At 44.9% G+C, this 14,743-nt stretch carries 8 protein-coding genes; 6 read left to right on the forward strand and 2 right to left on the reverse strand.

Annotated elements, in window-relative coordinates; all coding sequences use genetic code 11:
* A partial coding sequence (locus IV512_RS18535; protein ID WP_209406086.1) for an Ig-like domain-containing protein occupies nt 1–4,363 on the forward strand: 4,363 nt, incomplete at its 5' end.
* Nucleotides 4,364–4,390: 27 nt separating this feature from the next.
* Nucleotides 4,391–5,326: a type IX secretion system membrane protein PorP/SprF gene (locus IV512_RS18540; protein WP_209406088.1), complete on the forward strand. Its 936-nt coding sequence runs from the start codon at nt 4,391–4,393 to the stop codon at nt 5,324–5,326.
* Between the two features lie 5 nt (nt 5,327–5,331).
* Here the strand turns inward: IV512_RS18540 and IV512_RS18545 are convergent, their stop codons facing one another.
* Nucleotides 5,332–6,483, reverse strand: coding sequence for a gliding motility-associated C-terminal domain-containing protein (locus IV512_RS18545; protein ID WP_209406090.1), 1,152 nt, complete (start codon nt 6,481–6,483; stop codon nt 5,332–5,334).
* A 2-nt stretch (nt 6,484–6,485) separates the two neighbouring features.
* Nucleotides 6,486–9,914, reverse strand: a complete 3,429-nt coding sequence (locus IV512_RS18550) for a hypothetical protein (RefSeq protein ID WP_209406092.1) — start codon at nt 9,912–9,914, stop codon at nt 6,486–6,488.
* Nucleotides 9,915–10,237: 323 nt separating this feature from the next.
* On the opposite strand from IV512_RS18550, the gene IV512_RS18555 reads away from it, so the two are divergent.
* The 4 genes from IV512_RS18555 (at nt 10,238) to IV512_RS18570 (ending at nt 14,682) form a co-directional block, all read left to right on the forward strand.
* Complete coding sequence (locus IV512_RS18555; protein WP_209406094.1) at nt 10,238–10,984, forward strand: hypothetical protein; 747 nt, start codon at nt 10,238–10,240, stop codon at nt 10,982–10,984.
* Nucleotides 10,971–11,750 (forward strand): carboxypeptidase-like regulatory domain-containing protein, encoded by a 780-nt coding sequence (locus IV512_RS18560; RefSeq protein ID WP_209406096.1) that lies wholly within the window; start codon nt 10,971–10,973, stop codon nt 11,748–11,750. Before IV512_RS18555 ends, IV512_RS18560 begins: the two co-directional genes overlap by 14 nt.
* Before the next feature lie 51 nt (nt 11,751–11,801).
* A complete protein-coding gene (locus tag IV512_RS18565; RefSeq protein ID WP_209406098.1) occupies nt 11,802–12,308 on the forward strand; it encodes a DUF6702 family protein in 507 nt (168 codons plus the stop codon).
* 61 nt (nt 12,309–12,369) lie between these two features.
* Entirely contained in the window at nt 12,370–14,682 is a 2,313-nt protein-coding gene (locus IV512_RS18570) for a M1 family metallopeptidase (RefSeq protein ID WP_209406100.1), read from the forward strand.
* The last annotated feature ends 61 nt before the right edge of the window (nt 14,683–14,743 follow it).

Below are 14,743 nucleotides of genomic sequence, written 5' to 3' on the forward strand. Positions count from 1 at the left end.
TATTCTGAACGCCGCGGAAGCGGGAGCGGACGTTTCCGTAACGGGAACGGTAAGCGGTGACTTCAACGCCGGGGATACGGTGACCCTAACGGTCGACGGAACAAATTATACGGGAACGGTAGACGCCCTTGGCGCATACAGTATCGATGTACCGGGCAGCAAACTGGCGACCGATGCGGATACCACGGTAGACGGAAGCGTAACGACGACGGACGCGGCCGGAAACGTAGGAACAATAACAGAAACAAAAGCCTATACGGTGGATACCACATTACCTGTACCGGTCTTGGAAATAGACGACATCACTGCCGATAACATCCTGAACGCCGCGGAAGCGGGAGCGGACGTTTCCGTAACGGGAACGGTAAGCGGTGACTTCAATGCCGGGGATACGGTGACCCTAACGGTCGACGGAACAAATTATACCGGAACGGTAGACGCCTTGGGCGCTTACAGTATCGATGTACCTGGAAGTGCTTTGGCGGCCGATGGGGATACCACGGTAGATGGTAGTGTAACCACAACGGATGCAGCTGGTAATTCTGCAAGTGCTACGGATACACAGGTATATAGTGTAGATGTAGTAGCGCCAATTCCAACATTGACTATCGACGACATCACGGCGGACAACATCCTGAACGCTGCGGAAGCGGGAGCGGACGTTACCGTAACGGGAACGGTAAGCGGTGACTTCAATGATGGGGATACGGTAACCTTGACGGTGGACGGCACGGACTATACCGGAACGGTAGACACCTTGGGCGCCTACAGTATCGACGTACCGGGCAGCAAACTGGCCGCCGATGCCGATACCACGGTAGACGGAAGCGTGACCACAACGGACGCGGCCGGAAACGTAGGAACAGTAACAGAAACAAAAGCCTATACGGTGGATACCACGGCACCGGTACCAACATTGACCATAGACGACATCACTGCGGACAACATATTGAACGCTGCGGAAGCCGGTGCGGACGTTTCCGTAACGGGAACGGTAAGCGGTGACTTCAATGCCGGGGATACGGTGACCCTAACGGTCGACGGAACGGATTATACCGGAACGGTAGACGCCTTGGGCGCCTACAGTATCGATGTACCGGGCAGCGCACTGGCCGCCGATGCCGATACCACGGTAGACGGAAGCGTGACCACTACGGATGCAGCTGGAAACTCTGCAAGTGCTACGGATACACAAGTGTATTCGGTAGATACCACATTACCTGTACCGGTCTTGGAAATAGACGACATCACTGCCGATAACATATTGAACGCCGCGGAAGCGGGAGCGGACGTTTCCGTAACGGGAACGGTAAGCGGTGACTTCAACGCCGGGGATACGGTGACCCTAACGGTCGACGGCACGGATTATACCGGAACGGTAGACGCCCTGGGCGCGTACAGTATCGACGTACCGGGAAGCGCACTGGCCGCCGATGCCGATAGCACGGTAAACGGTAGCGTGACCACTACGGACGCAGCTGGTAATTCTGCAAGTGCTACGGATACACAAGTGTATTCGGTAGATACCACATTGCCAATTCCAACATTAACTATCGACGACATCACGGCCGATAACATATTGAACGCCGCGGAAGCGGGAGCGGACGTTACCGTAACGGGAACGGTAAGCGGTGACTTCAATGACGGGGATACGGTGACCCTAACGGTCGACGGAACGGACTATACCGGAACCGTGGACGCCCTTGGCGCCTACAGTATCGACGTACCGGGCAGCGCACTGGCGGCCGATGGGGATACAACTGTTGATGGTAGCGTGACCACTACGGACGCGGCCGGGAACTCTGCAAGTGCTACGGATACGCAGGTATACACTGTAGATACCACATTACCGGTACCGGTCTTGGAGATAGACGACATCACCGCGGACAATATATTGAACGCTGCGGAAGCGGGAGCTGACGTTTCCGTAACGGGAACCGTATCCGGTGATTTCAATACCGGTGATACCGTTACTTTAACGGTGGACGGAACAAATTACACGGGAACGGTGGACGCCCTTGGCGCGTACAGTATCGACGTACCCGGCAGCAAACTGGCCGCCGATGCCGATACGACTGTAGACGGTAGCGTGACCACCACGGACGCTGCCGGAAATGTAGGAACCGCGACGGATACCCAGATATACACAGTTAATACCACTTCTCCGGCAATCACAATTGATACTGTCGCAGGCGATGATATTATAAATGATACTGAAGATGACAGTCCTGTAACGATAAGTGGTACTACCTCCAATGTAGAAGACGGACAAATAGTGACGGTAACATTGAACGGAGAAACGTATACTGCTCCTGTTAGTTCCAATACTTGGACCTTGAATATTCCGGCTTTGGATGCCCAAGCCTTGGACGCTAATGAAACCGTTACTGCTGATGTAAGTAACCTGGGAGGTAATCCTGCAGCTCAAATAACTAGGGATATTGAGCATGATGCAATAGCTCCGGTACCGGTCTTGGAGATAGACGACATCACGGCGGACAACATATTGAACGCCGCGGAAGCGGGAGCTGACGTTTCCGTAACGGGTACGGTAAGCGGTGACTTCAACGACGGGGATACGGTGACCCTAACGGTAGACGGCACGGATTATACGGGAACGGTGGACGCCCTTGGCGCGTACAGTATCGACGTACCGGGCAGCAAACTGGCCGCCGATGCCGATACGACTGTTGACGGAAGCGTAACGACGACGGATGCCGCCGGCAATATAGGAACGGCAACTGATACACAGGTATATAGTGTAGATGTAGTAGCGCCGATTCCAACATTGACCATCGACGACATCACTGCCGATAACATCTTGAACGCTGCGGAAGCGGGAGCGGACGTTTCCGTAACGGGAACGGTAAGCGGTGACTTCAATGCCGGCGATACGGTGACCCTAACGGTAGACGGAACAAATTATACGGGAACGGTAGACGCCCTTGGCGCGTACAGTATTGACGTACCGGGCAGCAAACTGGCCGCCGATGCGGACACCACGGTGGACGGAAGCGTGACCACTACGGATGCCGCCGGAAACTCTGCAAGTGCTACGGATACACAGGTATATAGTGTAGATGTAGTAGCGCCGATTCCAACATTGACCATCGACGACATCACGGCTGACAACATATTGAACGCTACGGAAGCGGGAGCGGACGTTGCCGTAACGGGAACTGTCTCTGGAGATTTCAATGAAAATGACCCGGTAACCTTGACCGTCAATGGTACAGATTATATAGGAACGGTTGATGCTTCCGGAAACTTTAGCATTGATGTTCCGGGTAGTGAATTAGCTGCCGATGCAGATACTACTGTCGAAGGAAGTGTTTCTACGACTGATACTGGTGGAAATACTGGAACATCCGTAGAAACAAAAACATATAGTGTAGATAATTCTGCGCCGATAGTGGCATTGACTATCGATGATGTTACGGATAATAAAAGTATCGATGCTACCGAAGCTGTTTCGGATGTTGCAATAACGGGAACGGTAACTGGTGATTTCAATGAGAATGATGTAGTGTCCTTGATTATCAACGGAAACACTTACACAGGTACTGTTGATTCCCTAGGTAACTTTAACATAGACGTGCCCGGTAGTGATTTGGTAGCGGATGATGACACTTCAATTGAAATAAGTCTGACAACCACCGATACAGCAGGTAACAGTATTACGGTAAATGAAACTAAGGCTTATAGCATTGATGTCGTAGATAATGATCCAGACAATGACGGACTGACCAATGATGAGGAAGCTGTTTTAGGTACTAATCCAAACAATCCGGATACGGATGGTGACGGAATTAGTGATGGAGAAGAAGTCTTGGACGATACGAATCCGCTAGACGATTGTGATTCGGATGGAGGCGCTCCTTTGGGTACATCAGATTGTGATGATGATGGTCTTTCCGTAGATGAAGAGGAAGATCGAGGAACGGATCCTAACAATGCCGATACCGATGGCGATGGTATATTAGATGGTCAAGAGGTAACTGATAACACCGATCCGTTAGATGGCTGTAGTTCACTTGGGGGTACTCCTCCCACAGGTAGTGCATGTGATATTGAAGTTAAGAACGACCTAGTAACGCCACAGTTGAACGATGGTAGATTCATTATCACAAATATTGAAAGCTTCCCAAGAAATACGGTGGAAGTCTATAATCGATGGGGTGTGAAGGTGTACGAAACAGATGGGTATAACAATGCTGATAAAGCCTTTACCGGTGTTTCGAACGGAAGGGTGACCATTCAACAGAAAGAAGAGTTACCGGTGGGCGTTTATTTCTACATCATTAAGTATGTAAATAACAACGATCAGCGTTCTCAATCAGGATACCTCTATATAAATAGATAATTACCAACCACTAGTAGAAACAAAATCATGAACAGATTAGTTTTAGTTGTATTACTTTGTTTGGGCGCCCTGAAAGGGGCTGCCCAACAAGATGCACAGTACACCCAATATATGTACAACACCATAACGATCAACCCAGCTTATGCGGGCTCAAGGGGTACGTTTAGCGCAATGCTTCTACACCGCTCTCAGTGGGTCGGTCTCGATGGTGCACCGATGACCCAAACTTTAAACGTGCACAGCCCTATTGGTAAAAGATTGGGCCTAGGGCTGTCTATTGTTAACGATGAAATCGGAAATGGAACCAATCAAGATACTTATTTCGATATTCCTGTTTCTTATACCGTTCCTGTATCGCAAGAAGGTAAATTGTCATTTGGGGTAAAGGCCGGGGGTCATTTGCTATCCGTAGATTTTAATAAACTCCAAAATTACGAGATGGAGGCTAGGGGAGTAACGGCGGCAAGTATCGATAAAAAGTTTTCACCAAATTTTGGTGCGGGGGTTTATTACCATACCGAAAATTTCTATTCTGGACTTTCAATACCCAATTTTCTAAAGACCGAGCATTTTGACAATTCAGGAGAATCAGTTTCTTATTTAGCCCAGGAGCGAATGAACTGGTACTTTATTACGGGTTATGTTTTCGAGATGAATCGTGATGTGAAGCTAAAACCTGCCGTATTGTTCAAAGCGGTCAAGGGTGCACCCTTGCAAGCGGATCTATCTGCTAGTGTACTGTTGAGGGATAAATTTTCAATGGGCCTAGCTTACCGTTGGGACGCTGCCGTGAGTGCGATGGTCGGGTTTCAATTTTCGGACCAATTTATGGCCGGTCTTGCCTATGACAAAGAAACGACTGAATTGGGCAGTACCCGATTTAATGATGGTTCTTTCGAAATCTTTTTACGCTACGAAGTATTTAGAAGAATTCGCAGCACCATTTCACCACGTTTTTTCTAATAGCACTAATCATTGGCCAAGTAGAGAAACCCTTGAAATTCAAGGTTTAAATCGTCTAGGGAAACAATATAAAAATACACTCCCGAAGGCAGTCCGTTTTCACGACCGATAACGAAATTATTTTGGTTCGAAAACCCGTTGAACTCATTGGTATAATCATCCAACTCAAAAACTTTAGAACCATTTCGGTCAAAAATCATAATGTGGTTATTGGGTGATAATGCCAATTCAGGAATTTCCAAGAAATCGTTGATACCATCACCGTTCGGGGACACAAAGTAATTTTCAAGGTCGAGAAAATCACGTGGTTCTCCGAAAGCCCCAAAAGTGAGCACTTCATAATCATCGGGAATAAAAGAACCGGAAATGGCTACCCCATTGATCAGATCACCAACTGAAGACGGGCCGCCCAACATTTCCCATTGATCGGTAGTTTTACTCCACCCGACAATAACAATTTCTTCGACCACCCGACTCAAAGAGGCAATGTCGCTTCGATCGTTCCAAGAAAGTTGTACCGAAGAAGGTACGGAACCTTCCAGTCGCCAAAATTCAGTAGTGCTGATATCACCAAGGCCATTCGCTTTGGTATTGGTATTAAAGGAGGTAAAGGTCGAGGGACTATTCGGATCTTCAAAAAAGTAGGCCGCTTTCGCCAGAGCGTTCACTCCCTCGGAGTTCAGAATCAAAGGTCGCAATTGTTCTACATCGCCCACCGGAAAGTTAAAACTTTGCTGATTGTTGATGCTGGCATAACCGTCGACCTTACTGATATCGTTTTCTCCAAATGAAAACCCTAGATCCAGAAAGTTCAATGTAGTTGCGTTTTGAGTTCTAGGGGTCAATACGTTGCCCGAAACAAAATTGGCATTGTTGGCCACATTGACCGGAATATCTAGAAAAGTGCCGTTTTGGGTCATAAACTCTACATCGAAAAAAGTAGGGGGCAAGCTACCACTAATATTGCGCAAATTGGTGCCATAAAAACCGGCGAGGCCTTGGTTCTCATCAAAAGAACCATCGTTTATGAGGTCGGTATGAAAACCCATTTGACCTCCATCATGTAAACGAAGGTTGCCCGTATTGTACAAAGCGGTTTGGGCCTGAGCGGTTGTCGCCCCTACTAACATCAATAAAAATGAAATTGTCTTATTCATAATCAATTGATTTGGTGCCAAGCTGAACCATCGCTTTGCAGCTGAGTCACACCTGCTGGTAAGCTAGTTGAAGGTGTTCCGACAGAATCAATAAATGAATCTATAGTTATTGCTCCTCCTGTGATATTTTTTAATATATAAATTTTACCGACGTTAATGCCTGTGCCACCTGTGGAAGGCGCAGGTAAATTTACTGTGGTTGCATTACCAATAATTACTGTATGATCGTCATCGGCAACAAATATAGAACCGCCGCCAGCTTCTGTTCTTATATTGGTTGAGAATGCACCTTTTACTGTGACATTAGTTATTCCTGCACTTGGTTCATCAATAGTTAAAGCTTGAAATCCGCCAACATCAAAACCTATTTGGTCCGCTTCAACTCGATACACACCCGTGTCGGGGTCACTTGAAAAGCCATAGGCAAACCCATCACCGGCGGAAAAGGTTGCAGCTCTAACTTGTCCACCAGAAACATGGAATTTAGCAGCAGGTGTTGTTGTGCCTATTCCTATTAAACCAGCTCCGTCAAAGTATAAGTTTGAACCGTTCAAATTATACGTTCTATCTTCACCAAAGGTTTGTGTCAAGTCTGTAGTAGAAAGATTTGCGCCAGCATTATCATCTACATATTTTTTGGTAGCTGCATCTGCATCAAGGGTAGGAGTGCCAAGATTAACGATTTTTTGGGTGTTTAAATCGATACTGGCTGTAGGTACACCAAAACCACTTAAGGGAATATTGGCCTTGTCTAATTTAGCATTGGTGATGCCTGCATCTCTTACCTGTAATATATCTGATGCGGTTTCAATAGTTGCACCATCTACGTTAACGCTGAAATCATTGGTGCCTGATAGCGTAAGTCCGTCACCTCCAGTATAAGTAGTCGATCCACCGTTATCTGTACCGATAGTCCAGACTAAGTTATCTTGGTCCCATTTTAAAATTTGTCCATTGGTTGTTGCACCCATATTATTAAGGTCATCTAAAGTAATTGTATTTGGTGCTATCTTAGCTGATGTCACCGCATTGGCATTGATGTTTTCTTCAAAAACAGCGTTTACGGTCAATTCATCAGTACCTATAACATCGTCGGCAATGACAGTAGCCGAAGTAGGTCCGGTCACTTCTCCAGCTAAATCATTTACAGCAAAAGTTGTTCCGGTAAGAGTAAGTCCGGCTCCACCCGTATAGGTAGTAGAACCTCCAGCATCTTCCCAAGAGACGGCCCCGGCTCCATTGGAAGTCAAGACTTGATTGGCATCACCACGATCTCCGGCAATTTCTATACCGTTGTAAAGGACTATATCCCCATCATTCTGAATGGTAAAGGCTTTGTCGGAGGCTAGCTGAGGAGCTTGTCGGGCGCCACTATTGTTATTCAATACAAAATGAAAATCGCCTACTCCGAAGTTCCCTGTTCTTTGAAACACCAGAGAACCTTTTCCATCATTGAATCTATCGTGAGCAAACAATATGCCTACTGCCGACCCGGCACCTTCTTGTCGGTTCTGCACTTCTAAAGGATATGATACATTTCCACCAACATTATCTATGATATGCACTTTAACATTATTGTTTATAGCCTGGCCGTCAAGACCAATACCTAAAGCTCCGTAGGCTCTCCCGGATACTACCCTTGCTTCATAATCCCATATGAAACTTGGGTTGCCATTCGTCGGGTGAAAAAATTGGGAAGGATCACCGTTTTCATCTGCAAAAAATATTGATTTTGATTGACCGGTATGGCTTGCTGCAGAAGCTATCTCCCATTGTCCGTTGGTTTCGCTCCATCTCATGACTTGGCCGTCTGCATCGGCCCCCATATCACTAAAATCTTCAAGAGCGATGGTAGCATCCTTAATTTTTAGTGACGTTATAGAATCGTTTTGTATGGTCAGAACCCCAGCGTTATCCATGGTGGCATCGCCGCTAATTTCTAACTGTTGGGCTACATCGCCTGCACCTCCAATAAGAATTGAACCATCGGTTAAGGCTCCGCCCGAGGCTACCGTTGCATCGACATAAGCTTTTGTGGCGGCATCTTGGGCAGCAGTGGGATCCAATAATTCTTTTATTTGTTGATTTAGCGCACCGTTTCCTGCTGCTAGTACTTCACTCAAAATAGGTGTAGTACCTGTAGCAGGTACATTGGCCCAAACTACATCTCCACTGGCATCCGTAGTTAAAAATTGCCCGTTAGTTGCAGAGGGCTCGATTTTAAAAGGGTTTGCAGCTGTACCTGTACCTGTTAGAGTAGTGCCGTCCACTACTTCGGTAGACCCTCCACCGCCACCTGCAAGGGCCGCATCGATCCCTGCCAAGTGTGCTTCTACATCGGCTGTTGCAGCCGTATAGTTAGCGGGGGTAGCTGCCACGGGTACCTCACCGGCATTTTGGTCATCGGTACCTCCACCACCAGCCAAAGCACTTAAATCAACTTGATTGGTAGAACTGGCCGGGTTGCTAAGCGTCAGAATATTTGTAGCGTCGTCGAACAATAAATCTTGTAACTCGTTAGTGTCACTTATATCGACCCCCGTAATATTTATAGCATAGGGCGTAGCAATAGTACCATTACCTGATACGATGGTATTGGTGCCATTCTCTATTTTGGTATCTGAACCATCAGCAGTGGGTAAAGTCACAAAACCTGTAACCCCGGTAATCGATAGCTCGTTACCGTTGTTTAGTTCCAAACTTTGAATTTCGTTCGTGGCATCGGTATCTCCGTCAGCGGCAATATTGGTCGCATTGGTAGTTATTTGAGTCTGCAAGCCAGAATCGTCATAAAATGCGCCGTTATCGGTTCCTGCACTAATAGCGTTACCAAGATCATTACTGATGATATCAGCGTTTGTGATAAAGCCTTCATCGTTGGTGAAATCTGACAGGTTGATATTATCATTATCCAATGCAAAAGCACCTACGGAGTTCTCAGAAAGTTTATCTTGCGTAACCGAATTGTTCTGAAGCTTTCCTTGGCCTATCGATCCATCTTGAATATCAATACCGTTGATACCGCCATTCACAATCTGTTCACTATTAATGCTGTTCGGGGCAATTTCGAAGTTGCTGCCATCCGCCGTAGGCGTAATCACAATAGTACTAATATCATTAACCAAGGGGTCAGCGGTTAGGTTTCCGCCTTCTCCGTTTACGTTACACATATTATTCCACTGTGCGCCATCATAATAATATATACAATCTGCGGTAGTATTATAGACCATGGCCCCCCGATTAGGGACTATGGTGGTCATTTGCAAAGAATCTACCCGGGTAATCACGAGAACCTTGTCAGAGCTTTGAAGCTCTAAAAGAGATGCGGCATCAATGGTCTGGGGGTCATCACCGATTTTGACCTGGGCCTGTGCAGCCGTCGTTACAAGAAGACCGATCAGTACGAAAGGTATTGCTAAGTGCTTGAGCATATGATCAAGATTTAAGGTATTAGGGTCAACAAAAATATAATTATCTGTATACATTACTAACTTATCAGGATAAACTACTTGTTCGTCTAGTTAAACGGAGAAAGTTTTTCCTACAAAGTACATTCTTTAACCTTCGGTATGTCAAAAATGAATTAACAAAAGTTTAGATATGACCGTTTTTTTAAAACCGGTACTTGTGCTTTCTTTATGAACTTTTTAAATTCAAGAACACATATGACCGAGGGTTTGGCCGCTTAGAAATAGGCTCTCACGCAAAGTGAGACCTGCTAAGCCGAATCTAATTTATATATTAAAACAATCTGATGAAGAATATCCCTACCTTGATTTTTATACTTTTTATTTCTTTTTATACCGCTGCGCAAAATGGTGACCGTAATGTTTTGAGAGGTACGGTTTTATATAGAAATGTACCGGTGCCGAATGAAAATGTAATTAACATTACGACAGAGAATGCCGTAATTTCAAATGATAAGGGTCAATTCGCCATTGACGCCAAAGTGGGTGATGAATTGGCGTTTACTGCTGTGAATTATCAGTTGAAGGTTATTAAAGTCACCAATGAAATAATTGCAAATGGTCGTTTGGTCGTTGAAGTAAAAGAAAAGGTGACCGAGCTTGACGAAGTTGTGGTTACACCGGAGAATAGAGAACGGTTTTTAAAAGTACAGAATCAAGAGTTCAAAGAAGTTGAATACGAAATAGACCGTTCTACCGAAGTGGAAAATGTGTCGCTGAGCCAAACGGAAAGGGGTATGCAAGACGGTTTAAACTTTGTCAATATTTTCAAGGCCTTGTCTAAAGTGGCCCAAAAAGATGGGCAGCAACGGCCGAAATTAAAAATGAGCGAAGTATTACGTCAGGTATACGACGATGAATTTTTTGTGGTCGACCTAAAACTTTCACAGGCACAGATAGACGATTTTCTTACATATGTCGATGGCCGTGCGCCACAGTATGATCTGTTATTGAAGAAGAACGAATTTCAATTGATCGATTTTTTGGTGACCGAGAGTGAATTTTATCGCGAACAAATGAATGAAGAAGAGTAGTGTCTTTCTACTTATGTTATTTTGGTCTCTTACGTCGGTGGTGGCCCAAGACTTTTTTTCTGAAAAATTGGAAGGAAGGGTCTATAGTAAAGATGGCGATGTGGCGGCTACGCACGTATTGAACACCACTACCAAAAAGGCAACGATTACCGATATCAACGGTTTTTTTTCCATTGCAGTAAATCTTAACGACACTTTGGTATTTTCGGCGATACAGTATCGACGCAAAGAAATGGTCGTTACCCTTTCTGTGTTGGAAAGCAAGCTTTTAATGGTGCCTCTCGATGAAGCACTGACCGAGCTGGAAGAGGTAATTGTTATGCCCTATAACCTTTCGGGCGATGTGGGTCGCGATCTGAACCGTTTAAAAACGGAGCCTGTCGTTACGGCTTCTACGTTAGGGTTGCCAAATGCTTATGCAGTTTTTCCAAGTCAGGCCGAACGCTTGCTGAACGAAGCGACTACGGGTGGAGGTATACCTTTTAATCCGATTATTAATGCCATCACCGGGCGTACAAAAATGTTGAAATCACGGGTAGCAAGAAACGCGACCTACAACAGAACACAGCGAGTGCGTAGCTTTTATGCCGATTCTTTATATGTTTCTAGGTTTAAGATTCCCGAAGATAAAATAGACGATTTTATGTATTTCTGTGAAATTGATCCTGTTTTTCAAGTTACCGTCGATACCCACGATCGTTTAAAGATATGGGAGTTTATGCGACGAAAGAGTATGGTTTACCGAAAAAACAACAATCACGATTGATACCGTTTTGGCATAGGTTTTGTTTATTTTTGCAACCACTAAGGCCAGCATATGCAACACTTTAAAAAACTCTTCTTTCTTTTAGTCCTCCCCCTTTTTGCATTTACGGTAGCACATAAGTTTTATGTAAGTGTGACCAACGTAAATTTCTCTGAAAAAGATCAGGCTGTTCAGATTACGTCACGAATATTTATTGATGATTTCAATCGCCTGTTAATGGCGCGATATGATGTAGATGCCGAGCTTGATACGGAAAAGGAATCAGAGCTTGCCGACGAATATATCGAGAAATACCTGCGTAGCAAATTTGTTGTTTCGATAAACGGAAAACCCATACAGTACAATTATATCGGAAAAAAATACGACGCCGATGTGATGATATGTTTTATCGAAGTTGCAGATATAAATCTGACCGAATTGAAATCGATAGCCATTGAAAATGAAGTCTTGACCGATCTTTTCGACGACCAACAAAATGTGGTTCACATCAATGTGAATGACAAAAAGAAAAGTTTTGTACTTCTTAAATCTCGTACTAAAGGAATGTTAAACTTGTAACATTCAATTAACATATCCTTAAAAAACTTTATTTTTCACGGATTATAAACTAACGAAGAATATGAACAAATTCAAGTATCACATTTTTTCCGCTCTCTTTTTGTTCGCTACTTTATCAAGCGCTCAAGAGCAGCAAATGAAACAAGAAAGAGAACCGGGTCACTACAACCAAAGCAAGTTCAAGCAGCTTTATGAAGAATTTGCAACCCCCAACGCCTACCGGTCTGCTTCAGGGGCGCCAGGTCCTGATTACTACCAACAACAGGCAGATTATGTTATGGATATCGAACTCGATGACAAAAATGCCAAAATTTATGGGGAAGAGACCATTACCTATACCAATAACTCACCCGATAACCTAGAATACCTATGGGTTCAGTTAGATCAGAATGTAAGGGCCAAAACCTCCAAATCACCTTTAAGAGATGGTGGTGGGGTACCTATGGCAGAGCAAGCCGGTAGTTTTGTCCAAAAATATATTACAGAACCTTTCGATGGTGGATTCGTAATCGAACATGTTAAAGATGCCAATGGCAAACCTTTGAAATATACGGTCAACCAAACGATGATGCGTATTGATATTCCGCAACCCTTAAAGAGCAAAGAACAAATTTCATTTTCTATTAAATGGAACTACAATATACCAGACCATACCGTTAATAGGGCACGTTCAGGGTACGAATATTTTCCTGAAGATGGCAACCGTGCCTATGTGATTGCACAGTTTTTTCCGAGAATGGCAGTATATAGCGATGTAGAAGGTTGGCAAAACCATCAATTCTGGGGTAGTGGTGAGTTTGCGCTCCCTTTCGGTGATTACGAAGTGAACATAACAGTACCCGATGATCATGTGCTCGATGCGACCGGAGTACTCCAAAACCGGAAAGATGTTTTTTCAAAGGAAATGATGAATCGTTACGAAAAAGCGAAAAAGTCGTACGACAAGCCGGTATTGATCGTTACCCAAGAAGAGGCCGAAGCAGCTGAAAAGAATGTTTCAGAAAAGAAAAAAACCTGGAAGTTTAAAGCTAAGAACGTACGTGATTACGGTTTTGCCACTTCGCGTAAGTTTATTTGGGATATGCAAGCCGTTAAACTGGGCAATCGTGATGTAATGGCTATTTCAATGTACCCAAAAGAAGGTAATCCGCTATGGGAAGAGTATTCGACCAAGGCAGTGGCGCATACCTTAAAATCGTACTCGTCGCATACCTTTGATTACCCTTACCCCAAGGCAATTTCCGTTCATGCAAAGAACCAGGGTATGGAGTACCCGATGATATGCTGGAACTATGGCAGACCTAATGAAGATGGTTCCTATTCTGATCGTGTAAAATATGGTATGATCAGTGTAATCATCCACGAAGTGGGGCACAACTTCTTTCCGATGATCGTGAACTCCGACGAGCGTCAGTGGGGTTGGATGGACGAAGGTCTAGATACCTTTATGCAGTTTGTGGCCGAACAAGAATTCGGTGAAATTTATCCGGAAGCTATTGCGCCCAATAGCAAATATCCATCGCGTAGGGGAGAACCCTCTAAAATCGTGCCTTATATGAGCGGTGACCAGAGTACTATCGCTCCCATCATGTCCAACCCTGAAAATGTTTATCAGCTAGGACCAAATGCCTACGGAAAACCAGCTACGGCCTTGAATATTTTACGAGAAACGGTAATGGGAAGAGAACTTTTTGACCATGCCTTTAAGACGTATTCTCAACGATGGAAATTTAAACACCCAACACCGGAAGATTTTTTCAGAACGATGGAAGACGCTTCGGCCGTTGACCTTGATTGGTATTGGAGAGGATGGTTTTACACTACGGATTATGTGGATATTGGCGTGAAGGGAATCAAAAAATACTATGTGACCGACAAGCCAAGTAAAAAAATGCAAGAATATATGGCCGCCCGTAACATTACGGAAGCTGAATTGCCTCCATTAGTTTATTTGGCAGAAGAAGGTAGTGAAGATGCCGACCCGAACCTAAAGGGAAAGGCACCGACCGAAAGTTCAAAGACCTTGAAAGAGTTCATGATGGACAATTTGACCGAAGCAGAGAGAGCCGCGGTAAAAGAGCCTAAGTATTTTTATGAGGTAACCTACGATAAACCAGGTGGCATTCCCATGCCATTGATCGCTGAGTATACCTATGCCGATGGCACAACTAAAAATATTACTTACCCCGCAGAAATATGGCGTAAGAACGATAAAGAGGTAAGTGTCGTAATTTCCTCTCAGGTTGAGCTTACGGGTATAGTAGTCGACCCTAAAATGGAGACTGCCGATATAGACGTCACCAATAATGCTTGGCCTTCAAAAGAAACTCCGTCAGAGTTTGATGAGATGAAGGAGAATATCAAGGGTAAATAATTCGATATTTTTTTATTGATATAAGACCCGTTAGATTCTTTACTTTACCCAATGGAAGCGG

The sequence above is a fragment of the Pseudozobellia sp. WGM2 genome (genome assembly GCF_017810075.1).
Classification (GTDB): Bacteria; Bacteroidota; Bacteroidia; order Flavobacteriales; family Flavobacteriaceae; genus JADNYK01.

Coding starts and splice junctions, on each gene's coding strand:
- IV512_RS18570 (WP_209406100.1), top strand. CDS start 12,370: ATGAACAAATTCAAGTATCACATTTTTTCCGCTCTCTTTTTGTTCGCT.
- IV512_RS18560 (WP_209406096.1), top strand. CDS start 10,971: ATGAAGAAGAGTAGTGTCTTTCTACTTATGTTATTTTGGTCTCTTACG.
- IV512_RS18545 (WP_209406090.1), bottom strand. CDS start 6,483: ATGAATAAGACAATTTCATTTTTATTGATGTTAGTAGGGGCGACAACC.
- IV512_RS18565 (WP_209406098.1), top strand. CDS start 11,802: ATGCAACACTTTAAAAAACTCTTCTTTCTTTTAGTCCTCCCCCTTTTT.
- IV512_RS18550 (WP_209406092.1), bottom strand. CDS start 9,914: ATGCTCAAGCACTTAGCAATACCTTTCGTACTGATCGGTCTTCTTGTA.
- IV512_RS18540 (WP_209406088.1), top strand. CDS start 4,391: ATGAACAGATTAGTTTTAGTTGTATTACTTTGTTTGGGCGCCCTGAAA.
- IV512_RS18555 (WP_209406094.1), top strand. CDS start 10,238: ATGAAGAATATCCCTACCTTGATTTTTATACTTTTTATTTCTTTTTAT.